This window comes from Micromonospora radicis (assembly GCF_003583405.1).
GTDB classification, from domain to species: domain Bacteria; phylum Actinomycetota; class Actinomycetes; order Mycobacteriales; family Micromonosporaceae; genus Micromonospora; species Micromonospora radicis.
In genome coordinates this window covers 115,261-140,300 of record NZ_QXEC01000001.1, presented here as the reverse complement: position 1 = coordinate 140,300, position 25,040 = coordinate 115,261, and the positions used below count along the sequence as shown (strand labels likewise).

Sequence of the window (25,040 nt, the reverse complement as noted above, 5' to 3'; positions counted from 1 at the left end):
CGGCTCTGCCGGGTACGCTGCGCGCACCGCACGCCGTGTCACGACGTGCGGTGCGGCTCCGCGCGCGGCCCGCGGTGCGCAGCGGGCACGGGAGGGCGGTGCGGGCGGGTGAGGTTCGAGCGGGTTGCGGGGCGGGTGTGGGTCTGTGCGGGTGATCCGGATCCGGACCTGGTCCAGGCCGGCGTGGCGCTCGTCGCCGACGAACGCGGCAGCGTGCTAATCGATGCCGGGCAGAGCCCGTCGCACGCTCGGGAGATCCAGGCGGCGCTGCGCCAGGCCGGTCTGCCCGCGCCCCGCTGGTTGGTCTACACCCATCATCACTGGGATCACGTCTGGGGCGCCGGCGCCTGGCCGGACGTGGAGATCGTGGGTCACGCCGCCGGGGCCGAGCTGCTGCGCGCCGAGGCGAACCGGCCGTGGAGCATCCCGTACCTGCGCGCGGAGGTGCTGCGCAACCGGCGACTCGGACCCAGTTTCCGGGCCCGCGCCCTGGCCGTGGACTCCTGGGACGAGCTGACCGTGTTGCCGCCCACCCGGGTCTTCACCGACGCGCTGACCCTGCCCACCGGGGTGCGGCTGCGTCACGTCGGCGGTCGACACGCGCCCGACTCGACCGTCGTGGTGGTGCCCGACTCGGGGGTGATACTGCTCGGCGACAGCTGGTATCCCCCGCCGGCCCACCTGCGTACCCCGGCCGACCAGCCGGACCTGGCGCTGGTCGGTCGCCTGCTCGACGACGACATCGGCTGGTACGTCTCCAGTCACAGCCCGGTGCTGTCGCTGGCCGAGGCGCGCGCCGCCCTCCGCGGATGAGGCGCCCGGCTCAGCGGGCCCGGCGCTCCGGGTGGGCCCGGTTCCAGGCCCGCATCCGCTCCGGATAGCCGACCTTGGTGGCCTCGTACAGCGGGATGGCGTGTCGGCGGGCGAGGGCACCGGCTGCCCGCGGCGTACCGGTACGGCGGCGGATCCACTCACCGTCGTGGGCGATGGCCATCACCGTGGTGTCGGTGGCGGTGGTCTCCGGTTCGAGGTAGAACTCCACGCCCTGCCGGCTGGTGGCGAACTCCGCCAGCGCGGCGAGGTCCTGCGGGGTCGCCTCGCGGTCCAGTTTCGTCGGGATGCCCTGCGCGACCCGCGGTCGCCGGCTGAACCAGCCCATGCCCGGCTCCTCTCCTCGGCGTGCCTCCCAGTGCAGCACCCTCACCTGGCAGCTACCTGGGAGGACGGTGCGCGGTGACTGGACGGTGCGCCGGGTTCGGTCAGCCCGCCGAGTCCGCCTGCCCCGGTCCGCCTGGCCCGGACGACGCCGGCCCGGACGACGCCGGCCCGGACGACGCCGGCTCAGACGACGCCGGCTCGGCAGTGGCGGGCGGGCGGGCGGCCGGGACCAACGCCAGGGTCGGCAGGAGCAGCAGCGGGACGACCAACAGCGCCCGCAGCGTGCCCACCTGGTCGCCGAGCAGACCGAGCAGGGGCGGACCGGCGAGGAAGGCGGTGTAGCCGATCACCGCGACGACGCTGACCCGTACATGGGCATGTTCCGGCTGGTCGGCGGCAGCGCTCATGCCGACCGGGAAGCCGAGCGAGGCACCCACGCCCCACATCGCGACGCCGACCACCGCGAGCGGGCCGGAACCGGCGAGCACCGCCAGGCCGGCACCGCAGACCGCGAGCAGGATGGTGGTGGTCAGTACCGGACCTCGCCCCCACCGGTCCAGCGCCACCGTGCCCAGGGTGCGGCCCAGCGTCATGCCGACCACGAAGACACCGAAGACCGCCGCGCCGGCCGCCTCGCTGAAGCCGTACCCGTCGATGAAGGCGACCGCGAGCCAGTCGTTGGCGCTGCCCTCGGCGAACGCCGCCGCCAGCACGAGCAGGCCGATGAGCAGGGTGCGCGGCTCGCGCCAGGCGGCGAGCAGGCGCCGACGTCGACCGGCCGGGGTACCGGCGTCGGCGCCGGCCTCGGCGGGCAGGAACGCCCGCGCCCCGAGCAGGGTGCCGGCCAGCACCAGCGCGGCGATCACGCCCAGGTGCACCGCCACCGGTACGGCCAGGCGGGCGGCGGCGGCGCCGAGGCCGGCGCCGGCCACCGAGCCGAGGCTCCACGCGGCGTGGAAACGGGGCATCACGGTACGCCCGAGTCGACGTTCGACGGCGGCGCCCTCGATGTTCATCGCCACGTCGCAACTGCCGGAGCCGTAGCCGAGGGCGAACAGCCCGACGGCCACGCCCGGCAACGAGCCGGCGACGCCGGCCGACACGCCCGCGACGGTCAACCCGAACGCCAGGATCAGCGTGGCCAACGCCACCGCGCGAGCCGCGCCGAGCCGCTGGGTGACCAGCCCGGCGGTGGGCATGGCGAGGATCGCGCCGACCGACATGGCGAGCAGGAGCAGGCCGAGGCGACCGGGGCTGAGACCGAGCCCGTCGCGGATCGCCGGCACGCGGGCGAACCAGGTGGCCACGGCCAGCCCGTTGAGCGCGAAGACCACCGCCACGCCGTTGCGGGCGGCCAGCACGTGTCGGGGTGGACCGGCGATCCTCGGCGGGGTCGTGGCGGTGGTGGCGGCGGGATCCACGGGCGTCTTCCGTTCCTCTCCTGAAGCAACCTCATGACGATCACACACCTGGGAGCGCTGCCACCACAATCCGGTCCCGGCCCTTACCGTCGGCGGCGCCCGGGTGCATGATGCGGGTACGCGCCCACCGACCGGGCGCAGGACGGGCAACGGGGGTACCTGATGAAGACGACACGCCGCCCGGCCACCCTGGACGACGTCGCCCGCGCCGCCGGGGTGTCCCGGTCGACGGCGTCCCGGGTCATCGCGGGTAACGGCTTCGCCTCTCCGATCGCCCGGGAACGGGTGCACACCGCCGCCGACCGGCTCGGCTACGTACCCAACGCGGCAGCCCGGGCGCTGGTGCGGGGCGCGGGCGTCCGACTGCTGGTGGCGGTCGCCGGAGCCAGCGCCGCCGTCCTCGACGACGGCTACGTCGACCAGGTGGTGAGTTCGACGGCGCAGGTGTGCGCCCGGTACGGGCTGGGGGTCGCGGTCGAGTGGGTGCCGCTGGACGAGCCGGACCGGCTGACCCGGCTGACCGACGACCACGGGGTCGCCGGCCTGCTGCTGGTGAACACGACCGACGTGCTGCTCGGCCTGGTGCCGGGCCGGTTGCGCGGGCGGACGGTGTCCATCGGCATCGGCTCGACCACGGTCCCGTCGGTGGACATCGACAACGGCGGTGGCACCGCGGCGATCGTCCGGCACCTGTACGCCGCCGGCCGTCGACGGATCGCGATGGTGACCGGCCCCCGCTGGCTCAGCTGCGCCAACCGCTCCGTGGAGGCGTACCGGGGGCTGCTGCGCGACGCCGGTCTGCCGGCGCGGGAGGTACTCGGTGACTTCACCGCCACCCGGGGTCGGGCCGCGGCCCGGGAGGTGCTGCGCCGCTGGCCGGACACCGACGCGATCGTCGGGATCAGCGACGCGACCGCGCTGGGCGTGATCGGGGCGCTGCGCGCCGAGGGTGTGCAGGTGCCCGGCGACGTCGCGGTGACCGGGTTCGACGACATCCCGCTGGCCTCGGCGACCGCGTTGACCACGGCGAGCCATCCGGTGCGGCGGATCGCCACGGCGGCGGCGACGATGGTGCTGGAGCAGCGCCCGGAACCGGGCAGCACCGTCTTCCCCTCGGCGCTGGTGCTGCGCGAGAGCGCCTGAGTCCTCGGCCCGACGCTCAGTCGGTGAGGGCGCGCAGCAGGTCACGGACGGCGGCCCCGAGTTCGGCGCGGCTGGCCTCGGTGCCGGGTGGTGGCGCGGTGAGGGCGCCGGCACCGACCAGCCGGTCGAAGAGCAGCCCGTCGACGAACGCGACGAACTGCCGGCCCTGCCGGCCCGGATCCGGGGCGCCGGCCCGGGCCAGCAGGTCCTCCGCCTGGGTCCGCAGCACCGTGCCGTGTTCCAGGATGGTGCGCAACTGCGGGCGGTGGACGGCCTCCAGCAGGCAGGCGTACCGCGCCAGGGTGCGGTCCCGGCCGACGCCGAGCCAGTGGTCGAGCACCCCGGCGATGCCGGTGGCGAGCTGGTCGAGGTCGTCCGGGGTCAGTGGCGGTCCGGGCACCGGCGGTGGCGCGGCGGTGGGCAGCTCGTGGCCGCCGAGGTCGGCCCGGTCCAGCTCGGCCAGGCGCGCGACGACCGCCTCGATGAGCGCCTGCCGGGTCCGCAGGTAGGCCGAGGTGGTACCGGCCGGCACACCGGCCCGGACGTCCACCGCCCGATGGGTCAGGCCCCGCATCCCGCTCTCGGCGAGCAGCGCGATGGCCGCGTCGGCCAGCACCGCGACCCGCTTCGTCCGCCCGGCCATCCGCACCTCCCGACCGCTCTTCTACTGCTGTAGTATGACTTTCTACAGGCGTAGAAGGGTGGGCGCGGTGGCACACGGACACGCGGTCGTGGTCGGTGGCGGCATCGGCGGGCTGGCCGCCGCCGTCGCGCTCGGTCGCCGCGGCTGGCGGACGACCATCCTGGAGCGGGCGCCCGAACCACGCGAGGTCGGCGCCGGGATCACCCTGATGGCCAACGGCGTACGCGGACTGGAGGCGCTCGGGCTCGGCACGAAGCTCCAACGGATCGGGCGGGCCGACGGCCCCGGCGGGCTGCGCACCCGCACCGGCCGCTGGCTGTCCCGGGTGGACGCCGAGGAGATGAGCCGCCTGCTCGGCACCACCGCGATCGGCGTACACCGGCGCGACCTGCACCGGCTACTGCGCGAGGCGCTGCCGGCGGAGGCCCTGCGGACCGGCTGCGCCGTCCAGGACGCCGACCCGGACTCCGCAGTGGTGCGGTACCGCCACGCCGGCGGATCGGCCGAACTCCACGCGGACCTCGTCGTCGGCGCCGACGGGATCAACAGCGTGCTGCGGACCCGGCTCTGGCCACAGCTCCCGCCACCGGTCTACGGCGGTTCGACGACCTGGCGCGCCGCCGTGGCCTACGACGGCCCACTGGCCACGGCGGTCAGTTGGGGCACCGGGGCCGAGTTCGGGATGGTCCCGCTCGGCGCGGACCGGGTCTACTGGTACGCGGCGCTCGGCGCGGCGCCGGGCGGACGCGCCGCCGACGAACTGGCCCTGGTACGCGAACACTTCGGCCACTGGCACGACCCGATCCCCGCGCTGCTCGCCGCCACCGCACCCGACGCGGTGCTGCGGCACGACCTCTACCACCTGGCCACCCCCCTGCCCAGTTACGTGCGGGGCCGGGTGGCGCTGCTCGGCGACGCCGCGCACGCCATGATGCCCAACCTCGGGCAGGGCGGCTGCCAGGCGATCGAGGACGCGGTCACGCTGGGCGCCGTGGCCGACCCGAACACCGACGTCCCGGCGGCCCTGCGCGCGTACGACCAGCAGCGGCGCCCCCGCAGCCAGGCCGTCGCCCGGGCGGCGGCGCAGATGGCCCGGTACGGCCAGCAGTTGCGCAACCCGGCCGCCGTCGCGGTACGCGACACCCTGGCCTGGCTGGCACCCAACCGGGCGGCCCTGCGCAGCATGGCTCGCCACGCCGACTGGCGACCGCCGAGCATCGACTGATGCCGTACCACCGCGGGAACCCGTACCAGGGAATCCGCGGTCAACCCCTCAGGATAGCGATTCGTACGCTTTCCGGCCTCGGTCGAATGTGACTGCCGACCGGTAAGATCGGCGACTGCCTTGTGACTGATCGCTGACTGATGGGTCTAACGGCGAGCGCACACACTGAGCCCATGAATACCGGGTTCGGGCGCAGCAAGATTCTCCGCGGCACGGCGTGCCTGGCTCTGCTCGCGGCCCTTTCCGGCTGTATGCAACTCAATGCCGGTCTGACCGTCAAGGCCGACGACACGGTCAGCGGGCAGCTCCTGCTGACCGCCGACCGCAGCTTCCTCACCACCAACAACAGGACGGTCGAGACCGGCTTCGCCGAGCTTCGGCAGAACATCCCCGCGCTGCCGCCGGGTCCGGAGACCCGGTACGAGGACCCCACGCACTTCGGTTTCCAGATCAACTATCGGGACGTTCCGCTCGACCAATTCGACAGCGAGAGCATGAGCATCGTCCGCCAGGGCGACCGTTACGTGTTCACCCTTCCGCTGGACCCGAAGAAGTACGGCGGGAAAGTGGCCGAGCAGAATCCACAGAATCAAGAACGATTCATGTTGTTGATGTCGTTCGAGATAACCGTGACCTTTCCCGGCCGGGTTCTCGACGTCAGCACGGGCGGGCAGGTCAACGACCGGACGGTGACCTGGCGCGTCGACCGGAACCAGCAGAAGCCCGCCGACCTGCGGGCCGTGGCCGAGGCACCGCCCCGGCCGTCGGCCGCCGCGGCCGAGGACGACACCGGTGGTGGCGTGCCGTGGCTGCTGATCGCCGCCGGCACGGTGGTGCTGCTGCTCGTCGCGATCCTCGTCGTACTCCTGCTGCGTCGCCCCGGCACCGGTTCGACCAGCACCCCGACCTCGGCGGACACCGCGCTGCGTCCCGCCCCGGGCAGCACCGTCACACCGAGTACCAGCAATCCCGGCCTGCCGGGCGCCGGCTGACCAGCCGGCCCGCCGCCCCGCCGACCCGGCGGACGGCACCCCCACCACCCCACGGCGCACCAACGCAAACCGAAGGGGGATCGGCAATGAACGATCTCTTCACCTGGGCTGCACTGGGTAGTCTCACCGGCGCGAGTGCCGCGACGCTGCTCACCACCAACGTCATCGGCGGTTTGATCGGCCCCGGCGCCGACAAGGCCCGCAAGTGGATCGCGCTGGGCATCGCCCTCGCGCTGTCGTACCTCACCGCGGCCCTCGCCACCGACGCGGGGCCGGAGAAGTGGGTCATCGCGTTCTTCAACGGGCTGGTCATCTTCTCCGCCGCGCTCGGCGTCAACCAGCTGCCGCCCGGCAACCGGCAGGCGACACCGACCCGGCTGGCGCAGGGCAACGAGCCCCGCTTCGTCCGCTCGTGGGCCTGAGGGGAGCACGGTCATGGTCTTCGGCATCATCAGCGCCGCCGTACACGTCGCCGCCGGCGCGGTCCTCGGCCAACTGCTCGGCGGCATCGTCGGCCTGCTCGTCGGCGCCGGGTTCGGCCTGCTCGTCGGCGGCGTCTTCGGCTGGGCGATCGCCTCGGCCCGGGTGTACGGGGCCGACCCGCGGGGCGTGTTCCTGTTCGTGGTCGACCACACCTGGAGCCTGCTGAACACCCTGGTCGGTGCGCTCTACCTCGCCGTACACCTGGTGTTCGGGCACTCGCTGGACCGCGGCAGCTCCCAGCACAGCTGCCGGGTCAACGTGGTCGAGGGGGTCTCACCCCGGTACGCCACCACGCTCGGCACGGTCTGCGCCGGCTCCGGTCCGGGCATCCAGCGGCACGAGGACGTGCACATCTTCCAGGCCCGCCTGCTCGGGCCGCTCTACATCCCACTGGTGGTGGCCAACTATGTGCTGTTCACCATCGCCCCGGTGTGGCTGCTCTACCACGACCACACGGGTGCGCCGATCAACCGGTTCACCCGGTACTTCGAGATCGGTGTCTACCCGCACGTGTGGAACGAGGCCATCGCGTACCGGATCCAGGGGACGCCGCCGCGATGACCGACCGCGGTCCGATCGAGACGGCCACCGCCGACCTGGTGGTGTGGCTGGCCGGTGCGGCCGGTGACGCCGTCGCGGTCGGCCCACCCGGGCCGGACGCCGACACGGCCGGGCTGGCGCTGTGGCCGCTGGAGCTGCGCCCGGCCCGGCAGACCCGGGGCACCGGCGGTCCGGAACCGTACCGGTTCACCGTCCGCTACCTGCTCGCCGCCGGTGGGCCGGACGCCCTGGCGGCGTTGGACCGGGTACTCCTCGCGGCCACCGCGGCGAACGGGCACCCGCTCGTGCTGGAGGCCGGCGACCCGGCACTGTGGGCGGCGTTCGGCACGCCGCCCCGGCCGGCACTGCTGCTCGACGTGGCCGTGCAGGTCACCCAGCCGAGCCGGCCGGCAGCCCCGGTGCTGCGGCCGCTGCGGCTGCGACAGCTGGACATGTTGACCTTCGACGGCCGCGTCGTCGGTCCGGCCGACCAGCCACTGGCGGAGATGCGCGTCGAGGTCGTCGGTCAGCCGTACGCGACCCGGACCGATCCGGCGGGCCGCTTCCGGATGGTCGGCGTGCCCCACGACCCGGAGCACCCGGGTCGGATCCGGCTCCGGCTCACCGGCCGGGGGCAGGTGCTCACCGCCGAGGTCGACCCGACCGAGCCCGACATCGTCATCGTCTGCGCGCCGCCGGCCCGCTGATCAGCCACCCCGAACCGGGAGGACCGATGCCCAACTACTTCTCACCCGGCATCTACGTCGAGGAGGTGCCCGGTGCCGCCCGGCCGATAGGGCCGGTCGGCACCAGCACGGCAGCCTTCGTCGGCGTCGCACCGGACCGCACCGCCCACCTGGGCGAGGCGCTCGCGGTGAACAACTGGACCGACTTCCTGCGCCTGTACGCCGACGGTGACCAGTTGGAGAGCACCCCACTGGCCCGGGCCGTCTTCGGTTTCCTGGACAACGGCGGCACCCGCTGCTGGGTGGTGAACGTCGGCGAGGGCGGTTCGATCACCGGTACCGGCCGCAAGCGCGCCGGTCTGGACCTGTTGGAGGCGATCGAGGAGATCTCCATCGTGGCCGCTCCCGGCTTCCACGACCCGGTCTCCCACGAGGCGTTGCTGAGCCTGGCCGAACGCACCCGCACCATGGTCGCCATCTGCGACCCGGCACCCGACATCGACGACGTCTCCACGCTCACCCGGGTCGCCACCCCCGGCTCGACCCGGCCGGCCAAGCCGAGCGACGTCGCCGACTCCGACGCCCCGGCCGGGGGCACGGGTGGGGGCTCCGGCGGCAGCCCGGGCGCGGGGACCGGCGGCGGTTCCAGCGGAGGCGGCCCGGTGGCGAACCGGCCCCGGCAGTCGGACTTCGCGACGCTCTACTACCCCTGGCTACGGGTCCGCGACCCGCTCACCGGCGACCTGGTGCTCACCCCGCCGAGCGGGCACCTGGCCGGCATCTGGGCCCGTACGGACGGCCTGCGCGGAGTACACAAGGCACCGGCCAACGAACCGGTACGCGGCGCCGTCGACCTGGGTCACCTGGTCACCCGGGCCGAACACGACGTGCTCAACCCGAAGGGGGTCAACGTCATCCGCTACTTCCCCGGCGAGGGCATCCGGGTCTGGGGTGCGCGTACCCTCGCCGCCGAGGCCAGCGAGTGGCGGTACCTGAACGTGCGCCGGCTCTCCATCGCCATCGAGCAGGCCATCGCCAACGGCACCCGCTGGATGGTGTTCGAGCCGAACGACTTCACGCTGTGGCGTTCGATCCGCCGCGACATCGGCGCCTTCCTGACCCGGGTGTGGCGCGACGGCGCCCTGTTGGGGCGGACCGCCGAGGAGGCGTTCTTCGTCAAGTGCGACGAGGAGACCAACCCGGCCGACGTCCGCGACGCCGGGATGGTGGTCGCCCACATCGGCATCGCCGTGGTCAAGCCCGCCGAGTTCGTGGTGTTCAAGCTGAGTCAGTGGGCCGGCGGCACCGAGACCGAGACGATTGGAGGCTGACATGCCGACCACGGCCACTCCCCAGCCGGGCGCACCGGTCGACCCGTACCGCGCGTACAACTTCAAGCTGCTCGTCAACGGGATCACCAACGGCCACTTCACCGAGGTCAGCGGCCTGGAGGTGAACATCGCCGCGGTGCCGTACCGGGAGCAGGGCAACGACCGGATCCGGATGATCCCCGGCCAGGTCGAGTACGGCCCGGTGACCCTGCACTTCGGCCTCACCTCGTCCCGTGAGTTGTGGGACTGGGTACAGGGCGTCGCGCGCGGCACCGTGAACCGCCGCAACGTCTCGGTGGTGCTGCTGGACGCCGCCGGCACGGCCGAGGTACTGCGCTGGAACCTGATCAACGCCTGGCCGACGAACTGGCGCGGCGCCCACCTGAACACCCTCGGCCAGGAGATCGCCATCGCTGCCCTGACGCTGCGCTACGAGAGCCTGGAACTGGAGGCCGGTGGTGCCGCGCCGACGACCGCGTAGCTGGCTCGCCCGGCGCCTGAGGTCCACGGCCCGGGCCGTGGACCGCTTCGCCGGCCTGCTCGACTCCTCCCCCACCGACGTCTCCCCCACCGCCGGTCCCGGTTCGGCCGGGGGCGCAGCGGGGCCGGGCCAGCCACCGGCGCACTGGCTGCGGGTGGTCGAGGAGCACGCCCCCGGTCTGCTGCGTGACCTCGACGCCCCGTCACCGGCGGCGGTGAACACCGGAGCCCCGGCCGCGCCTGCCGACGGCGTGTCCGCGGCGCCGGGCCGTGTCCCCGACACCGCCTTTGCTCTGCTTCAACCGACGCAACGGCCACTGTCCGGATACCGGACGGACGCCGGTGCGTGGAGTGAAGCAGAGCAAAGGCGGGTCACCGGGATACCGCGGCTCCGGCCGGGTGCGCCGGCATCGGGGGTAGCGGCCTCAGGGGTACCGCGGCTGCGGTCGGGCACGCCCGCCGCGCCGACCGTGGCGCGTCACGGCCTGACCGACGCCGCCCGTCACGGCCCGACCGACGCCGCGCGTCACGGTCCGACGGACGCCGCGCGTCACGGTCCGACCGACGCCCTGCACCACGGCCCGACGGACGCCGCGCGTCACGGCCCGACCGACGCCGCCCGTCACGGCGGGCGGGCGGTGCCGGGCGGCGCGGTGGCGTGGGGCACGGCAGGCCACGGGGTGGGTGGGGCGGTAGCGCCGATCGGCGGTGCCACTGCGGCCGAGGTCGACGGGCCGGACCACGGCGGCGCGCGCCCACCGGGCCGGGCCTCGGGCGGGCGGCACGGTGTGCCGGACGCACCGTCCGTGGCCGGGGCTCCGGCGGGTGACGGCGAGGGATCCGCGCCACCGGGATCGACCCGGGCGCGGGCCGCGGCGAACCAGAACCGGATCCGCCTGCGCGCGGCCGCGCCTGGGCCGCGGTGGCCAGGACCGCCGGCCGACGGCGCGGCCGTACCCGAGCCGCGGTCGGCGGGACGGCACCCGGACGGCACCGGTTCGCGCGGGTTCGGATCGGGGCTGCGCCGACCCGATGCCGGGTCGGGGGCGGCCGGCGGCCGGACCGCACCGCCGTGGCCTGCCCGGCCGGTCGGCCCGACCGGCCCCACCGGCCGCGCGCCGACCGGCCCCACCGCCGGCATGTCGACCAGCCGCGTGCCGACCGGTGCCACCGGCCCCGGATCAACCGGTACGGGGCATCGGCTCGGTGTCCGGATTCCGGCCGGCGACGGATTGTGGCCCGGCGGCGGGGTACCGGCGGGGGTCGGGCGGCGTCCCGGCGGGGCGCCCTGGCCGGACCCGGAGTCGCCGGAGCGGTCACCGGGACCGTGGCGCGGGCCCGACCCGTGGCCGCCCCTGCCGGACGACCGGCCGTTGTGGTCGCCGCCCGAAGGGGCCGGGCTCGACACCGAGCGCCTGCACCGGCTCGACCGGGAACAGGCAGGTGACTGATGGAGCGGGTCGCCTTCCTCATCGACACCACCGGCGAGCGGGTCGACTGCCTGCTCAACCCGGAGACCGTACAGGTGACCCGGCTGGCCGGGGTACGGCGGCGCGGTGCTGCCGGCACCCCGCTGACCGGCACCGGCCTGGCCGACGACCCGCTGGTCTTCACCGGCGGTGGACGCACCGAACTGCTCCTCGACCTGCTCTTCGACACCGACTTCGCCGAAGGTCAGGTCCGCCCCGGCGACGTGCGGGAACTCACCCGGCCGATCTGGTTGTTGGCGGAGAACTCGGCGGTGGAGCACGGCTGGGTCCGCCCTCCGCTGGTACGGCTGGTCTGGGGCAAGACGTGGAACGTGCCCGGGGTGATCGTCTCGGCGGCGGAACGCTTCGACGCGTTCACCGCCGCCGGCTCGCCGCGCCGCTCCTGGCTGCGGCTCAAGCTGGTACGGGTCGCGGAGGACGCCGACCGGGCCCGGGAGGGCTTCGCCGAGGAACTGGCCGCCGCGCAGACCCCGGCGGTCGCGCCCGGCACGGCCGTGGTCGCCGCCGGTGACGGCAGCGAGGCGGCCGGCACCTCCGGCGTACGCTTCGACCTGCTCGCCCACGACGCCCTCGGCTCCCCGTTGCGCTGGCGGCTGCTGGCCGAACACAACCGGATCACCGACCCGCTCACGGTGCCCGCCGGCACCGTCCTGGCCGTGCCGCCGGTGCCGGCGACCCCCACCGCCGGAGGTGGGTCGTGACCAGCACCGCCACCCCCCGCGCGCTGATGATCCTGCTCGACGGCACCGCGCTGGCCGAGGTACTGACCGCCCGGGTCGCTGCGGTGCGGGTGGCCGCCCGGCTGAACCGTCCCACCCAGTGCGAGGCGACGCTGGTCACCGGCGCCGGGGCCGCGGCGCTGACCGGGCCGGTCCCGCTCGGCGCGACGTTGGACGTCCGCCTCGACGGCCGGCCGGAGCCGCTGTTCGGCGGCGAGGTCACCGCCGTCGAGGTCGAGTACGCCGCCGACGGCGCCGCCACGTTACGGATCCGGGCGTACGACCGGCTGCACCGGCTGCGTAAGCGGCAACGGCTGCGGGTCTTCGAGTCGGTCACCGCCGCCGAACTGGCCGGGGAACTCTGCGCCGACCTGGGGCTCACCGTCGACGCCGAGGCGGACGGGCCCCGGCTGGACCGGTTGGCCCACCACCGGCACAGCGATCTCGACCTGCTGCTGGAGGTCGCCGGGCGGGCCGGGCTGCACCTGACCGTCGACGGCGACAGGCTGCGGCTGGTGACCCTGGAGGGACACGGTGAACCGATCCCGCTCGACCTGGGTCGCGACGTGCACGACCTGCGGCTGTCGATGAACGCCGACCGGGCCGCCGGGGAGAGTACGGCGTTGGGTTGGCACCCGCAGCGCGCCGAGCCGATCGTCCAGCGCGTCGACACCCCCCGCTGCGGCCGACGTACGCCGGTGCAGCCGGAGCCGGTCGACGTGGGTGCGGACGGCCCCCGGACCGCGCTGGACCAGCCGGGCCGCAGCGACGACGAGATCGCCGCGCTGGCCCAGGCCCGGTTGGACGTCCGGGCCGCGGCACTGGTCACCGTGGAGGGCACGGCCGAGGGTGATCCGGCGTTGCGTCCCGGCCGCCGGATCCGGCTGACCGGGGTGGCCGCCGCGCTGGCCGGCACGTACGTGCTGACCGAGGTGGTGCACACCCTGGACGGGACCGGGCAGCTGACCCGCTTCTCCACCGCCCCGCCACCGGCGCCGCCGACCGGGCCGCCCGCACCGGCGGTGGTCACCCTGGGCACGGTCACCGACGTGGCCGACCCGGACGGGTTGGGCCGGGTGCGGGTGACGCTGCCCGCCTACGGCGACGCGGACGCCGGCTGGCTCGGCGTGCTCTGCCCGGGGGCGGGCCGGGGCAAGGGTCTGGTCGCGCTCCCCGATCCGGACGACCGGGTGCTGGTGGCGCTGCCCGGCGGCGAACCGGCCTCCGGGGTGGTGCTCGGGTCGCTGTTCGGCGCGGTCGAGCCGTACGACACCGGGGTCGACGACGGGCGGGCCCGGCGGTGGTCGCTGCGGACCTCCGGCGGGCAGCAGGTGGTGGTCGACGACGTGGCGGGCAGCCTGCGGTTGAGCAACGACGCCGGCAGCTGGTTGGAGCTGACCCCGCAGCTGGTCACCCTGCACGCCGCCACCGACCTGGTGCTCTCCGCCCCCGGTCGGGCGATGGTCGTGCGGGCCCGCAGCGTGGACTTCCTGCACGCCGAGGCGGTCGAGGACGCGCGGACCGCCGCCGAACGGGCGCGCGCGCTCGCCCGCGCCCAGGACGGAGGAGGTGGCTGATGCGCTGGATCCACCGCGACTCGGTGATCAGGTGCGACCACGACGGACGGGTTCGTAACCGGCCGTCCCAGCAGTGGGTGACGGTGGCCGGGGTGCCGGCGCTGGTGGCCGACGACCCGAGCGGGCGGGAGATCGTGGCGTGTCCGAACTACGGCGCCACGGTGAAGCCGTGCGCGAAGACCCTGGCGGTGCGGGTCGGCTACAGCGGTTGGGTGCGGGTCGACCGCCGGCCGGTGGTGCTGTCGCACCTGGCGGGTTTCACCGACGGCAGCCCACCCGGCCAGGTCAGCTACCGGGTACGCGACCCCCGGCAGCGGTTCGTGGGGGCCGACCGGTGAGGGCGATCAGGTTCGTCGGTGCCGGTTTCGACCCGGGTCAGGGCGGCGGGCTCGGGTTGACCGCGGCCGGCGGGCTGGCCATGACCGACGGCGACGAGACGGTACGCCAGGCGCTGTTCCTGCTGCTGTCCACCACGCCCGGTGAGCGGTTGATGCGTCCCGGCTACGGTTCGCGGCTGCACCGGCTGGTCTTCGCGCCGAACGACGACACCACCGCCGGGCTGGCCATCCACTACGTACGCGCGGCGATCGCCCGGTGGGAGCCACGCATCGACGTGCTCGGTGTCGACGCCGGGCCGGACCCGGACGATCCGTGGCTCCTGACGATCCGACTGGACTACCGGATCCGGGCCAGCCTCTCCCCCGGTCAGCTGGTGTTCTCCGTGGACCTGCTGCCCGCCGACGACGATCCGCCCGCGGAGCCGACCGGAGATCCCGGCTTCGAGGCAGAGGAGACGCGATGACACTGCCCGTGCCGCACCTGGACGACCGGACCTTCCTCGACCTGGTCACCGAGGCGCGGGAGCGGATCCGGCAGTCCTGCCCGGGCTGGACCGACCTGTCGGCGCACGATCCGGGTATCGCGCTGCTGGAGGCGTTCGCCCATCTCACCGAGGTGATGATCTACCGGTTGAACCAGCTGCCGGAGAAGGCGTACGTGTCGTTCCTGAACCTGCTCGGGGTGACCCGGCACGCCCCGTCGGCGGCCTGGGCGCAGGTGCGGTTCGTCCGTACCGGCAGCGACGACGCGGAGCTGCGGATCCCCGCCGGTACAAGGGTGGCCGCCGCGCGTGGCGCCGACCCCCGGCCGGTCGTCTTCGTCACCTGCGAACCGGCGCTGCTGGCCGCAGGCGAACGCGAGATCACCGTGCGGATGCACCACTGCGAGCCGGTGGAGGCGGAGTTGCTGGGGGTGGGCACCGGGGCGCCGGGGCAGGTGCTGCACGCGGCGCGGGCACCGCTGGCGCGGACCGCCGAGGCGTTGGACCTGCTGCTCGGCGTGGAGGTGCCCGCCGGGTCGGTGGAGTTGGGCGCGGCGGCCCGGGAGCACGAGGGCCGCACCTTCGAGATCTGGCGGCCGGTGGACAGCTTCGCCGGGCTCGGCCCGCAGGACAAGGCGTACCTGGTGGACCGCTGCTCGGGCACGGTGACCTTCGCCCCGGCGCTGGACCTGCGTACCGCCGACCCGCAGGACGGGTCGCTGCACTTCGGCGACGGCGCGGTCGCGGCGGTGCCGCCGGCCGGGCGGCAGGTACGGCTCTGGTACCGCGCCGGTGGCGGCCCGACCGGCAACGTGGCGGCGGGGACGCTTACCAGTCTGCGCGATCCGCTGCCCGGGGTGAAGGTGGTCAACCCGTTGCCGGCGGTGGGCGGCCGGGAGATGGAGGAGATGGAGTCGGTACTGCTGCGCGGGCCGTACGCGTTCTTCGCCCAGCAGCGGGCGGTCACCGCCCGTGACTTCGAGGTGCTGGCCGCCGCCTCGGGCGGGGTGAGCCGGGCGCGAGCGTTCACCCGGGCCGCCGTGTACAGCTTCGCCCGGCCGGGTGAGGTGGAGGTGGTGCTGGTGCCGTACGTGCCGGCGGAGGCGCGGCCGGGCGGCGGGCTGCCGGTACGGGTGCTGCGCGAGCACGAGGTGGAGGAGACCCGGTTGCGGGTCGAGGCGGACCTGGAGCGGCGCCGCTCGTTGGGCACCGACTGCCGGGCCAGCTGGGCCCGGTACAAGGCGGTCTCGATCCGGGCGCGGGTGGTGGTCCGCCGCGAGGAGGACGTCGACGCGGTCCGGCGGCGCATCCACGACCGGTTGCAGCAGTCGTTGAGTCCGCTGCCGACGGCGTTGAACCCGACCGGCTGGGCGTTCGGCGAGCCGTTGCGGGCGTCCAACGTGTACCGGCTGCTGGAGCACGCCGAGCCGGGGGTGCGCTACGTCGAGTCGGTGCGGTTCGTGGTCGACGAGGCGCCGGACGCCCAGGTGCGTACCCTGGCCGCCGACGAGTACCAGCCGCGCACCTGGTACGCCGGCAGCGGTGCGGTGCTGTTCCGCTCCACCAACGCCGGTGCGGGCTGGGAGCCGGCCGGGCGCTTCGACGGGGAGACCGTGCAGCGGGTGGCGCCCGCCCCGGCACCGGTCCGGCCGGGGATCGTGCCCCGACCCGGCTCGGTGGCGGTGGCCACCGTACGCGCCGGTGGCGGTTCCCGGGTGCATCTGAGCACCGACCTGGGTGAGAGCTGGTCGTTGCTGGCCGACCTGGACTCACGGATCAGTGACCTGGCGTGGATCGACCGGGACGGCGCCGGTGCCCTGCTGGTCGCCACCGACACCGGCCTGTACGAGGTGTCGTTGCTGCCCGGCGCGGTGCCGTTGCAGATCCTGGTCGATCCGACCGACGCCGACCGGGGCTTCTACGCGGTGCGGACGTTCGTCTCCGAGCGCGGCGTACCGGGGGTGGCGGTGGCGGCGCAGGCCGGCTTCGGGGTGTACCTGTCCGGCGGGGGTGGCCGACCGGGCACCTTCGTGCACGTCGGGCTGGCCAACGTCGACAACCGGGTGCTCGCCGTGCAGTACGACGGCCCGGCCACCCTGTTGTGGAGCGGTGCCGGCGAACCGGACCCGAAGAAGCCCGGCCAGGGCTGCTTCCGGGCGCGACTGTTCGAATCCGACGTCAAGTGGCAGGCGATGCAGGCGGGCTGGCTCGGCGGCACCTGCCGGGATCTCGCTTTCAGCGGCACGCTGGCGTTGGCCGCCACGCAGAGCGGTGGGGTGCTGCGGCTGGACACCGTGGCCGGGCAGCCGCAGTGGGCTTCCGTGTCGGTGAACTGCGGGCTGCCGTTGCGCGACCGTACCCGGTTCGTGCCGGTGGACGCGGTCGCCGCCACCTCGGGGGCGCAGCGGCTGGTGCTGGCCGGTGGTGAGCGGGGCGTGCACCGCAGCGCCGACGCGGTGGACTGGTCGGCCAGCGCCAACCAGGCCACCGCCGACACCGTGACGGTTCCGGACACCTGGCTGCTCTGCTCCGGCGAGCACGACATCGAGGTGGTGCGGCAGGATGCGTCGAGCGGGCATTGAGCGGCTGCTGCCCGCGGCGTACCAGCGGGCAGGTGTGCCGGGCAGCGTGCTGTGGGCGCTGCTGGACGTGATGGAGGGGCTGCACGCCCCGGACGAGGCGGTGCTGGCCGAGGTCGACGCCCTGTTCGCGCCGTACCGGGCGCCCGGCGCGATGGTGGCGTACCTGGCCCGGTGGGTGGCGATGGACCACGTGGTCGCCGTACCCCGGCGGGACGCCCCGCTGCCGCTGCCGCTGAGTCGGCTGCGGGACCTGGTGGCCCACGGCGCGCAGCTGGCCGCCTGGCGGGGCACCCCGGACGGGCTGCGGACCGCCCTGGAACTGGCCACCGGGGTCACCGGTTTCGTCCTGGACGAGCCGGCCGACCGGCCCTTCCACGTGGTGGTCCGGGTGCCGGCCGCCGCCGCCGACCAGGTGCACCTGGTCGGCCGCATCGTCGAGGCCGAGAAGCCGGCCGCGGTCACCGCCGAGATCGTGGTCGAGGCCGAGAAGCCGGCCGGGACAGTGGTCGAGGCCGAGAAGCCGGCCGGGACAGTGGTCGACCCTCCGGAGCGGGCGGTCGGCCGGGCCGCCGTTCCGCCCGCCGGCACCGTCACCGGCGTCGCCGAACCTCCCGTTACCGACCCTGCCGACCTCGCTCCGAAGGAGCCGTCATGACCACCGAATGGACCGTCGTCGCCGCCGCCGAACAGTTCACCCTGGACGCCCGCAACGCCGGGGAGCTGACCTTCACCGTCTCCAACCCGGGTCTCGCGCCGGACACGGTGGTGTTCGACGTGGCGCCCGGCGAGGGTTCGCAACGCGCCTGGTTCACCGTCACCGAACCGCAGCGGGTGGTGCCCGCACAGGGCTCGGTGTCGTTCCTGGTGCGGCTGGCCGTGCCGGCGGGGACACCGCCGCGGCGCTACGACATGACCGGGTTCGCGTACTCGGCGAACACCGCACCGGAGGAGAGTTCCCGCTCCAGCGGTCGGGTCACCTACGAGGTGCGGGCGGTGGCGCCGCCGAAGCGTACGCCGTGGCCGTGGATCGCCGCCGCGGCGGCGCTGGTACTTGTCGTCTCGGCCACGGTGGTGTTCCTGCTGACCCGCGACGACGAACCACCGCCGCCACCTCAGGTGGTGACCGTCGAGGCGGAGACGCTGGTCGCCGGTGCGCGGGTGGACTCGCCGTCGGGATCGTCGGCGAGCGTGCTGGCCCAGCGCAACTGCTGCGAGGTGACCTGGTCGCAGGACGGCCAGTTGTTCTTCCTCGGCCGGGCGGTCAACGACCGGGTGAGCGTCAGCGTGCAGCTGCCCGCCCAGGCGACCTGGCAGTTCTCGGTGGTACGGACCACCGCACCGGACTACGCCAACACGGTGTTCCTGGTCGACGGCCGCCAGGTCGGTGAGCCGTTCCTCGGCTACACACCGAAGGTGCGGGTCACCGACTGGATCGAGGTGGCCACCCTGGACCTCGCCGCCGGACCGCACGAGATCACCCTGGTGGTGATCGGCAAGACGCAGAGCACGAACAGCTACTTCGCCGGCCTCGACACCATCCGTTTCACCGAACTCCCGCCGTCCCACCGCCAGTGATCCACGGTGGCGGGTCGGCGGGCGCGGGGGCGACGGACGGGAGGGAGTACGGGTGAGTGGGTGGCAGAAGGGCCTGCTGGCGGGGCTCGGCGTACTGCTGGTGGTGTTGTTCCTGGTGGCGGTGGGCGCGGGGCGCGACGACCAGGGTGACCCGGCGGGGCGGCATCCGCTGGTCGAGTTGCTGGGGCGGGCCGGCGGTGGTCGGGACGCGGTCGACCCGGCCACCGTCGAGGCGGAGTGCGCCGAGGCACCGGGCCGGCTGGCGGTGGTCGGCGACTGCGCGCTGCGGGTCGCCGACCCGGGCGGGTTGCGGACTTTGATCCTGCGCAGCGCGGAGGCGTTCAGGGTGAGCGCGCCGGCACCCGGGGAGGCCGAGTTCACCGTCGAGGACCGCCGTACGCCCGGCCCCGACGACACCGGCGCGGTGGCCCGCATCGCCGTGGACCGGGCCGTCACGGTGATGCTGAGCTGCCCGGGCGGCTGCCTGGTCACGATCGCGCACGAGTGAGCCGGGAGGCCACGATGGGTGCCTTGCGTAAGCCGTTCCTGCTGCTGGCCATGCTCGCGCTGGTCCTGGCGGTCGGCGTCGAGGTCGGTGCCGGGCTGCTGCTGGGCGGCGGGGACGCCGGCGCGGCGCTGGTCGGCAGCGCCGCCGACCTGGGGGTGGAGGTCGGGGACGTGCGCGACGTCAGCGAGCCGTCCGGGCGCGGGTTGGGCTACCTGGTCCTGGTCGACGCGGCGGCGCTCTGGACGACCGGACTGTTCTGCCTGGGGCTGGTGCTGCCGGACCGGCTGCACGGTCGGCTACAGGGCGTCGCGACCCTGGTCTTCTCCATCGTCCTGATCATCGTCGCGCTCGTCGCGCTGGTCGTCGCCTTCGTCGAGTTGATGATCATGGTGTCGTTGTTCCTGGCGCCGCCGTTCGGCACGCTTGCGTACCTCGCGCTGTGGGGCTTCTTCCCGGTCGGCGACGCCGCCGTACTGCTCGGCCTGGCGCTGCTGCTCAAGCTCGCCTGGGCCGCGCTGCTGATCCTGGCCCAACCGAGGTTCCTGCAGAACAAGGGTCTGGTGCTGCTGATCCTGACCAGCCTGCTCTGCACGGTGGTACTGGAGTTCCTGCACCGTCTGGTGCCGGTGATCCTGGTCAGCATCCTCGACGACCTCGGTGCGCTGGTCTTCGCGGTGGTGGCGATCGTCTGGGCGCTGGTGCTGCTGATCGGCGCGATCCCGGCGATCGTCAAGGCGCTGCGGACCACCGCCGCCCTACGCGCCGAGTCCGACCCGCACCGGTAGGCCACCCGCACCGGGCGGGCGCAGCCGGAGCCGGCGCTGCGGCAGGAGACCGACGGCGGCTGCGGTGGGCGGCTATGGTTGTCCTGTGATCGGGCTCGGGATGCTCTGGTACCTCGTCGGCGTGTTGGCCGACGTCGGTGCCGGCAGCATGCTGTCCGGCACGGCCGCGGCGACCGGTGTCCTGCTCTCCGTCGTCCTGGCCGCCTCGAATCTGCTGCACCGGGTCCTCACCGACCCCGACCTGCGGATCACCCGCCGCATCCTGCGCGAACGCTCCGGGCGCACGGGCGTACCCCGCCATCGTGACCCGGACGCGGCCGGTCGGGCCCGCCCGAGGGCCCCGACGGCGACCCACGCGGTCGCCTGAGTCTCCTTCCGCTCTGCCGCTCGTCGGCGACCGCACCCGGCTGTCTCCTTCCGGCTCGTTCGCAGTCACCGGTCGCCTTTCGAGGGGTGTTTCATGTCCTTTCCATCCGCTTTCTGTAGTTCGTTCGTCGCGGGAGCAACCCGATGAGCGCGGTCTTCAGCCCGGTGATGGCCGTGATCTACGGCGCCATCTCCGCGATCCTGCTGTTCTGGCACGCCGCCTGGCGGGTGCTCTTCGGCGACAACGCGGTCCTGGGCACCAACTGGTCCTGGGTGCTCGGCATCGTCTTCCTGGTGCTCACCGTCCGGGGCGTGCTGTTCCCGGTCTACGTCAAGCAGATCAAGTCGCAGCGGGCGATGCAGGCGTTGCAGCCGCGGATCAAGGCGCTGCAGGAGAAGCACAAGGGCGACCGGGAGACGCTGCAGAAGGAACTGGTCGAGCTGTACCGGACGGAGCGGGCCAACCCGCTGATGGGTTTCCTGCCGATGCTGGTACAGATTCCCGTCTTCCTGGGCCTGTTCCACGTGCTGCGTCACCTCAAGCCGACCATGCCGGAACACATGAAGACGCTGTACGGCTGGTCGGTGACGCAGTTCGACAGCGCCTCGTCGGCCACGCTGTTCGGGGCGCCGATCGCGGCCAGCTTCCGGTCCACCGGGCAGGAACTGTCGCTGCTCGGCACCGACGGGATCACCGTCCGGCTGGTCGCCGCCATCCTGATCGTCGCGATGATCGCGACCACCTACCTGAGCAGCCGGCAGATGATCCTGCGGACCGGCTGGTCCGAGGATCCGCAGCAGAAGATGGTGCAGCGGCTGATGCTCTACGGCATCCCGTTGTCGCTACTGGTGTCGGGTCTGATCTTCCCGATCGGTGTGATCATCTACTGGGTGACCACGAACCTCTTCTCGCTCGGCCAGCAGACCTGGGTACTGCGCAAGTACCCGCCACCGCCGGCCAGCGCCGCCGCCAGGACGGCGACCGGCAGGCCCGACCACGGGGCCGGGACGGCCGGCGGCCGGCCCGACCGCGGGGCCAAGGTGACGGCCGGCGCGGCCAAGGCCGCCAAGGCGGCGGACGCACCGGTCCCCGCGAAGTCCCTCGCGCCCCGGCCGGGCGCCCGACCGACCACGCCACGCAAGCGCGCCAAGCGATGACCGGGCCGCGCCAAGCGGTGACCCGGCCGCGGCTCCCCTCGGCCACGGTGACGCCGCCCCGGTGAGCCGCGATCCCGGTACGGCACCACCCGAGCGGGTGGTGCCGTACCGGGATCGGCGGCCGGTGCGGTCAGGACAGCCGCGACGTGGTCCAACGAGGCGAGGCGATGGTGATCTCGGCGGGGGCGCCGACCAGGGTGGTGCGGGCCTCGACGGCCCGGTGGGCGCTGGTGCCGACCCAGAGTTCGACGTCGCCCGGCTCGACGATCCGGGTGAACGTACGGTCGGTGAAGGCCAACCGGGTGGTGGGTACGGACAGCTCGACGGTGACCGACCGGCCCGGCTCCAGGTGGACCCGCTGGTAGCCGAGCAGTTGCGCCACCGGGCGGGTCACCGAGGCCACCACGTCCCGGCCGTAGAGCTGGACCACGTCGTCACCGGCGACCGGGCCGGTGTTGGTGACCCGGACGCTCACCCGGACCGCCCCGTCGGTCGGCACCGTCTCCGGCGCCGTCAGGTCGGCGTAGCTGAACGTGGTGTAGGACAGGCCGTGGCCGAACGGCGCGACGGGCGTCGTCGGCAGGCTCGTCACCTCGTTGCCCTCGCCCAACGTGGGGTGCAGGTACGAGTACGGCTGCGCACCGGCCGAGCCGGGCAGGCTGACCGGCAGCCGGCCGGACGGGTTGACCCGGCCGGAGAGCACACCGGCGATCGCGCCGGCCCCCTCCTCACCGGGGAAGAACGCCTGCACCACCGCCGCGCAGCGGTGCACCGCCCACCCCAGCGCGTACGGGCGGCCGGTGAGCAGCACCAGGACCACCGGCGTGCCGGTGGCCAGCACCGCCTCGACGAGTTCGCGCTGCACACCGGGCAGTTCCAGATCGTCGCGGTCGCAGCCCTCGCCGACGGTGCCGCGCCCGAACAGGCCGGCGTGGTCGCCGACGACCAGGACGGCGGTGTCCGCGGCGGTCGCGGCGGCCACCGCCGCGGCGAAGCCGGAGCGGTCGTCGCCGTCCACCTCGCAGCCGAGCGCGAAGCTGACCCGGTCGGCACCGAACTCGACCCGGAGGGCGTCGAGGAGCGTCGGCACCTCGATGCCGGTCTCCACCCCCGGGTGCTGGGCCAGCACGTGGTTGAGGAAGGAGTAGCAGCCGAAGACGGCGCTCTCCCGATCGGCGTTCGGGCCGATCACCGCCACCGACCGCCCAGCCGGCAGCGGCAGCGTCTCCTGGTTGGTGACCAGGATGATCGACTTCTCGGCGAGCCGGCGGGCGATGTCCCGGTGCTCCGGCGAGTCGAGTTCCACCGGTTGGGGTTCGTCGGTGAAGGTGGCGTCGAGCAGTCCGAGTTCCTGCTTCTGGCGCAGCACCCGCAGCACCGCCCGGTCCACCAGCGCCTCGTCCAGCCGGCCGGTACGCACCGACTCGGCCAGCGTCAGGTAGGCGTCGCCGGTCGGCAGTTCGACGTCGAGCCCGGCGGTCAACGCCTGCACGGCCGCCTCGGCGTGGTCGCCCGCGACATGGTGCAGCAGGTTGAGGAACGCCACCCCGAAGTAGTCGGCCACCACCGTGCCGTCGAAGCCCCACTGGTCCCGCAGCACCCCGGTGAGCAGGGTCGGGTCGGCGAGGACGGGCACGCCGTCGATCTCGGCGTACGAGTGCATGATCGATCGGGCGTTGCCGTCCAGGACGGCCATCTCGAACGGTACGAGCAGCACGTCGGCGATCTCGCGGGGGCCCGCGTGCACCGGGGCGAAGTTGCGTCCGGCGCGCGAGGCGGAGTAGCCGACGAAGTGCTTGAGGGTGGCGTGCACCCCCTGCGCCTGCAGGCCGCGCACGTACGACGTGCCGATGGTGCCGACCAGGTACGGATCCTCGGCGACGCACTCGTCGACCCGCCCCCAGCGCGGGTCGCGGATCACGTCGAGCACCGGGGCGAGTCCCTGGTGGACGCCGAGGGCCCGCATCGACGCCCCGACCGCCTCGGCCATCTCGGTGACCAGTTCGGGGTCGAAGGCCGCGCCCCAGGCCAGCGGGGTCGGGTAGGTGGCCGCCTTCCAGGCCGACAACCCGGTGAGGCACTCCTCGTGGACGATCGCCGGAATGCCCAGCCGGGTACCACTGACCAGGTCCGCCTGGAACTTCCACAGCCAGGCGGCCCGGGCGGCGGCGTCCACGGGCCGGGTCCCGTACGCGCGGGTGAGGTGGCCGAGCCCGTGCCGGGAGAAGGTCTCCAGCCTGCCGACGTCACCGAACTCGCCCTGCAACGGGGCGACCGTCTCGCCGTCCTCCTTCTCCCAGAACCCGACGAGCTGCGCGATCTTCTCCTCGATCGTCATCCGACCGAGCAGCTCACGTACGCGCGCCTCGCTGTCAGGCCCGTCCCACCCATGCGGCCGGTCGTGCGCCGGACCCTGCTGTACCGGCGCCGTCGCGCCCGCCTGACGGACCTCAGTCATGCTGTGCCTTCCATTCTGGTGCTCGTGCGGCTGCGGCTCAGCCCTTGACCGCGCCCTGCAGGCCGCCGACGATCTGTTTCTCGGCGAAGGTGAAGAAAAGTAGTGCCGGGAGCATCGCCAGCGAGGTGAACGCGAGGATGCCGGCGGTGTCGGAGGTGTACTGGCTGGAGAAGTTCTGCACGCCCAGGGGCAGCGTGTGCAGGTTGGCGTCGCCGAGGACGAGCAGCGGCAGGAGGAAGGCGTTCCAGCTGGTCACGAAGGCGAGGATGCCCACGGTGACCAACGCCGGCCGGGACAGCGGCAGCAGGATGCGCCACAGGAAGCCGAGCCGACCGGTGCCGTCGATCGCGGCGGCGTCCTCCAACTCGCGCGGGATGGCGGACAGGAACGGCCGGAGGATCACGATCGTCAGCGGCAGCGCGAAGGCGATCTGCGGAAGGATCACCGCGTAGTAGGAGTTGATCAGGCTGAGGTCCCGCAGCATCAGGTAGAGCGGCAGGATCGCCGCGCCGGCCGGGAACAGCAGGCCCAGGGTGAAGAAGGTGTAGAGCACCTCGCGGCCGCGGAAGGTGTACCGGGCCAGCACGAAGGCGGCGCAGACCCCCAGGGTGACCACGCCCAGCGTGGTGCCCAGAGAGACCACGGCGCTGTTGAACGCCTGCCGCCAGAAGTTGCTCTGGGTCAGCACCCGGGCGTAGTTGTCCCAGACCCACGGGTCGGGCAGGCCGGCCGGGTTGGCGACGATCTGCGGTGTGGTGCGGAAGCCACCGATGATCACGTAGACCACCGGGGCGATCGACACGGCCGCGACCGCGAGGGCCAGCGCGTAGGTCAGCGGATTGCCCCAGGACACCGGGCGGCGCCGGCCGGACGGCGACAGGGTGGTGTTCGCGGTCACGG

25 protein-coding genes are annotated in these 25,040 nt (G+C 73.7%); 20 read left to right on the top strand and 5 right to left on the bottom strand.

Going from position 1 to position 25,040, the window contains the following annotated elements:
* The first annotated feature begins 108 nt into the window (after positions 1 to 108).
* Entirely contained in the window at positions 109 to 813 is a 705-nt protein-coding gene (locus D2L64_RS00635; protein WP_119572459.1) for an MBL fold metallo-hydrolase, read from the top strand.
* Between the two features lie 10 nt (positions 814 to 823).
* On the opposite strand, the gene D2L64_RS00630 is transcribed toward D2L64_RS00635, so the two are convergent.
* Positions 824 to 1,159 (bottom strand): hypothetical protein, encoded by a 336-nt coding sequence (locus D2L64_RS00630; RefSeq protein ID WP_119572458.1) that lies wholly within the window; start codon positions 1,157 to 1,159, stop codon positions 824 to 826.
* A 100-nt stretch (positions 1,160 to 1,259) separates the two neighbouring features.
* The gene (locus D2L64_RS00625; RefSeq protein WP_407663041.1) at positions 1,260 to 2,579 is read right to left on the bottom strand and encodes an MFS transporter; all 1,320 of its coding nucleotides are present in this window, start codon (positions 2,577 to 2,579) and stop codon (positions 1,260 to 1,262) included.
* A 162-nt stretch (positions 2,580 to 2,741) separates the two neighbouring features.
* On the opposite strand from D2L64_RS00625, the gene D2L64_RS00620 reads away from it, so the two are divergent.
* Complete coding sequence (locus D2L64_RS00620) at positions 2,742 to 3,722, top strand: LacI family DNA-binding transcriptional regulator (protein WP_119572457.1); 981 nt, start codon at positions 2,742 to 2,744, stop codon at positions 3,720 to 3,722.
* A gap of 16 nt (positions 3,723 to 3,738) precedes the next feature.
* On the opposite strand, the gene D2L64_RS00615 is transcribed toward D2L64_RS00620, so the two are convergent.
* Positions 3,739 to 4,365: a TetR/AcrR family transcriptional regulator gene (locus D2L64_RS00615; protein ID WP_119572456.1), complete on the bottom strand. Its 627-nt coding sequence runs from the start codon at positions 4,363 to 4,365 to the stop codon at positions 3,739 to 3,741.
* Positions 4,366 to 4,432: 67 nt separating this feature from the next.
* On the opposite strand from D2L64_RS00615, the gene D2L64_RS00610 reads away from it, so the two are divergent.
* From D2L64_RS00610 to yidC, 18 genes are all read left to right on the top strand, one after another.
* Positions 4,433 to 5,590, top strand: a complete 1,158-nt coding sequence (locus tag D2L64_RS00610) for an FAD-dependent monooxygenase (RefSeq protein ID WP_199714354.1) — start codon at positions 4,433 to 4,435, stop codon at positions 5,588 to 5,590.
* A 173-nt stretch (positions 5,591 to 5,763) separates the two neighbouring features.
* The gene (locus D2L64_RS00605) at positions 5,764 to 6,582 is read left to right on the top strand and encodes an LppM family (lipo)protein (RefSeq protein WP_119572454.1); all 819 of its coding nucleotides are present in this window, start codon (positions 5,764 to 5,766) and stop codon (positions 6,580 to 6,582) included.
* A gap of 86 nt (positions 6,583 to 6,668) precedes the next feature.
* The gene (locus tag D2L64_RS00600) at positions 6,669 to 7,004 is read left to right on the top strand and encodes a hypothetical protein (RefSeq protein WP_119572453.1); all 336 of its coding nucleotides are present in this window, start codon (positions 6,669 to 6,671) and stop codon (positions 7,002 to 7,004) included.
* A gap of 13 nt (positions 7,005 to 7,017) precedes the next feature.
* Positions 7,018 to 7,626 carry a glycine zipper family protein gene (locus D2L64_RS00595; protein WP_119572452.1) on the top strand — a complete coding sequence of 203 codons (609 nt, stop codon included), beginning with the start codon at positions 7,018 to 7,020 and terminating at the stop codon, positions 7,624 to 7,626.
* Positions 7,623 to 8,312: a carboxypeptidase-like regulatory domain-containing protein gene (locus D2L64_RS00590; protein WP_119572451.1), complete on the top strand. Its 690-nt coding sequence runs from the start codon at positions 7,623 to 7,625 to the stop codon at positions 8,310 to 8,312. The genes D2L64_RS00595 and D2L64_RS00590 overlap by 4 nt, the downstream gene beginning before the upstream one ends.
* A gap of 26 nt (positions 8,313 to 8,338) precedes the next feature.
* A complete protein-coding gene (locus D2L64_RS00585; protein WP_119572450.1) occupies positions 8,339 to 9,622 on the top strand; it encodes a phage tail sheath family protein in 1,284 nt (427 codons plus the stop codon).
* Between the two features lies 1 nt (position 9,623).
* Complete coding sequence (locus tag D2L64_RS00580) at positions 9,624 to 10,103, top strand: phage tail protein (RefSeq protein ID WP_119572449.1); 480 nt, start codon at positions 9,624 to 9,626, stop codon at positions 10,101 to 10,103.
* Between the two features lie 1,449 nt (positions 10,104 to 11,552).
* The gene (locus D2L64_RS00570; RefSeq protein WP_119572447.1) at positions 11,553 to 12,293 is read left to right on the top strand and encodes a CIS tube protein; all 741 of its coding nucleotides are present in this window, start codon (positions 11,553 to 11,555) and stop codon (positions 12,291 to 12,293) included.
* Positions 12,290 to 13,888 (top strand): phage baseplate assembly protein V, encoded by a 1,599-nt coding sequence (locus tag D2L64_RS00565; protein ID WP_233558684.1) that lies wholly within the window; start codon positions 12,290 to 12,292, stop codon positions 13,886 to 13,888. The genes D2L64_RS00570 and D2L64_RS00565 overlap by 4 nt, the downstream gene beginning before the upstream one ends.
* Positions 13,888 to 14,226 carry a hypothetical protein gene (locus D2L64_RS00560; RefSeq protein WP_119572446.1) on the top strand — a complete coding sequence of 113 codons (339 nt, stop codon included), beginning with the start codon at positions 13,888 to 13,890 and terminating at the stop codon, positions 14,224 to 14,226. The genes D2L64_RS00565 and D2L64_RS00560 overlap by 1 nt, the downstream gene beginning before the upstream one ends.
* A complete protein-coding gene (locus tag D2L64_RS00555) occupies positions 14,223 to 14,690 on the top strand; it encodes a GPW/gp25 family protein (protein ID WP_119572445.1) in 468 nt (155 codons plus the stop codon). The genes D2L64_RS00560 and D2L64_RS00555 overlap by 4 nt, the downstream gene beginning before the upstream one ends.
* Complete coding sequence (locus tag D2L64_RS00550) at positions 14,687 to 17,290, top strand: putative baseplate assembly protein (protein WP_119572444.1); 2,604 nt, start codon at positions 14,687 to 14,689, stop codon at positions 17,288 to 17,290. The genes D2L64_RS00555 and D2L64_RS00550 overlap by 4 nt, the downstream gene beginning before the upstream one ends.
* Positions 17,271 to 17,945, top strand: a complete 675-nt coding sequence (locus D2L64_RS00545) for a phage tail protein (RefSeq protein ID WP_119572443.1) — start codon at positions 17,271 to 17,273, stop codon at positions 17,943 to 17,945. Before D2L64_RS00550 ends, D2L64_RS00545 begins: the two co-directional genes overlap by 20 nt.
* The gene (locus D2L64_RS00540; protein WP_119572442.1) at positions 17,942 to 18,865 is read left to right on the top strand and encodes a hypothetical protein; all 924 of its coding nucleotides are present in this window, start codon (positions 17,942 to 17,944) and stop codon (positions 18,863 to 18,865) included. The genes D2L64_RS00545 and D2L64_RS00540 overlap by 4 nt, the downstream gene beginning before the upstream one ends.
* A gap of 52 nt (positions 18,866 to 18,917) precedes the next feature.
* Entirely contained in the window at positions 18,918 to 19,373 is a 456-nt protein-coding gene (locus D2L64_RS00535; RefSeq protein WP_119572441.1) for a hypothetical protein, read from the top strand.
* 14 nt (positions 19,374 to 19,387) lie between these two features.
* The gene (locus D2L64_RS00530) at positions 19,388 to 20,158 is read left to right on the top strand and encodes a hypothetical protein (RefSeq protein WP_119572806.1); all 771 of its coding nucleotides are present in this window, start codon (positions 19,388 to 19,390) and stop codon (positions 20,156 to 20,158) included.
* 85 nt (positions 20,159 to 20,243) lie between these two features.
* Positions 20,244 to 20,525 (top strand): DUF6412 domain-containing protein, encoded by a 282-nt coding sequence (locus D2L64_RS00525; RefSeq protein ID WP_119572440.1) that lies wholly within the window; start codon positions 20,244 to 20,246, stop codon positions 20,523 to 20,525.
* A 143-nt stretch (positions 20,526 to 20,668) separates the two neighbouring features.
* Positions 20,669 to 21,682: a membrane protein insertase YidC gene (yidC, locus tag D2L64_RS00520; RefSeq protein WP_407663040.1), complete on the top strand. Its 1,014-nt coding sequence runs from the start codon at positions 20,669 to 20,671 to the stop codon at positions 21,680 to 21,682.
* Positions 21,683 to 21,812: 130 nt separating this feature from the next.
* On the opposite strand, the gene D2L64_RS00515 is transcribed toward yidC, so the two are convergent.
* Positions 21,813 to 24,140, bottom strand: coding sequence for a beta-xylosidase/alpha-l-arabinosidase (locus D2L64_RS00515; RefSeq protein ID WP_119572439.1), 2,328 nt, complete (start codon positions 24,138 to 24,140; stop codon positions 21,813 to 21,815).
* Between the two features lie 37 nt (positions 24,141 to 24,177).
* Positions 24,178 to 25,038 carry a carbohydrate ABC transporter permease gene (locus tag D2L64_RS00510; RefSeq protein ID WP_407663039.1) on the bottom strand — a complete coding sequence of 287 codons (861 nt, stop codon included), beginning with the start codon at positions 25,036 to 25,038 and terminating at the stop codon, positions 24,178 to 24,180.
* Positions 25,039 to 25,040 lie beyond the last annotated feature (2 nt).

Excerpts from the sequence above, each read along its gene's own strand:
- D2L64_RS00600 (WP_119572453.1), top strand. The coding sequence starts at position 6,669 with ATGAACGATCTCTTCACCTGGGCTGCACTGGGTAGTCTCACCGGCGCG.
- D2L64_RS00595 (WP_119572452.1), top strand. The coding sequence starts at position 7,018 with ATGGTCTTCGGCATCATCAGCGCCGCCGTACACGTCGCCGCCGGCGCG.
- D2L64_RS00585 (WP_119572450.1), top strand. The coding sequence starts at position 8,339 with ATGCCCAACTACTTCTCACCCGGCATCTACGTCGAGGAGGTGCCCGGT.
- D2L64_RS00570 (WP_119572447.1), top strand. The coding sequence starts at position 11,553 with ATGGAGCGGGTCGCCTTCCTCATCGACACCACCGGCGAGCGGGTCGAC.
- D2L64_RS00545 (WP_119572443.1), top strand. The coding sequence starts at position 17,271 with ATGCGTCGAGCGGGCATTGAGCGGCTGCTGCCCGCGGCGTACCAGCGG.
- D2L64_RS00605 (WP_119572454.1), top strand. The coding sequence starts at position 5,764 with ATGAATACCGGGTTCGGGCGCAGCAAGATTCTCCGCGGCACGGCGTGC.
- D2L64_RS00630 (WP_119572458.1), bottom strand. The coding sequence starts at position 1,159 with ATGGGCTGGTTCAGCCGGCGACCGCGGGTCGCGCAGGGCATCCCGACG.
- D2L64_RS00550 (WP_119572444.1), top strand. The coding sequence starts at position 14,687 with ATGACACTGCCCGTGCCGCACCTGGACGACCGGACCTTCCTCGACCTG.
- D2L64_RS00615 (WP_119572456.1), bottom strand. The coding sequence starts at position 4,365 with ATGGCCGGGCGGACGAAGCGGGTCGCGGTGCTGGCCGACGCGGCCATC.
- D2L64_RS00560 (WP_119572446.1), top strand. The coding sequence starts at position 13,888 with ATGCGCTGGATCCACCGCGACTCGGTGATCAGGTGCGACCACGACGGA.
- D2L64_RS00515 (WP_119572439.1), bottom strand. The coding sequence starts at position 24,140 with ATGACTGAGGTCCGTCAGGCGGGCGCGACGGCGCCGGTACAGCAGGGT.
- D2L64_RS00590 (WP_119572451.1), top strand. The coding sequence starts at position 7,623 with ATGACCGACCGCGGTCCGATCGAGACGGCCACCGCCGACCTGGTGGTG.
- D2L64_RS00540 (WP_119572442.1), top strand. The coding sequence starts at position 17,942 with ATGACCACCGAATGGACCGTCGTCGCCGCCGCCGAACAGTTCACCCTG.
- yidC (WP_407663040.1), top strand. The coding sequence starts at position 20,669 with ATGAGCGCGGTCTTCAGCCCGGTGATGGCCGTGATCTACGGCGCCATC.
- D2L64_RS00530 (WP_119572806.1), top strand. The coding sequence starts at position 19,388 with ATGGGTGCCTTGCGTAAGCCGTTCCTGCTGCTGGCCATGCTCGCGCTG.
- D2L64_RS00620 (WP_119572457.1), top strand. The coding sequence starts at position 2,742 with ATGAAGACGACACGCCGCCCGGCCACCCTGGACGACGTCGCCCGCGCC.
- D2L64_RS00580 (WP_119572449.1), top strand. The coding sequence starts at position 9,624 with ATGCCGACCACGGCCACTCCCCAGCCGGGCGCACCGGTCGACCCGTAC.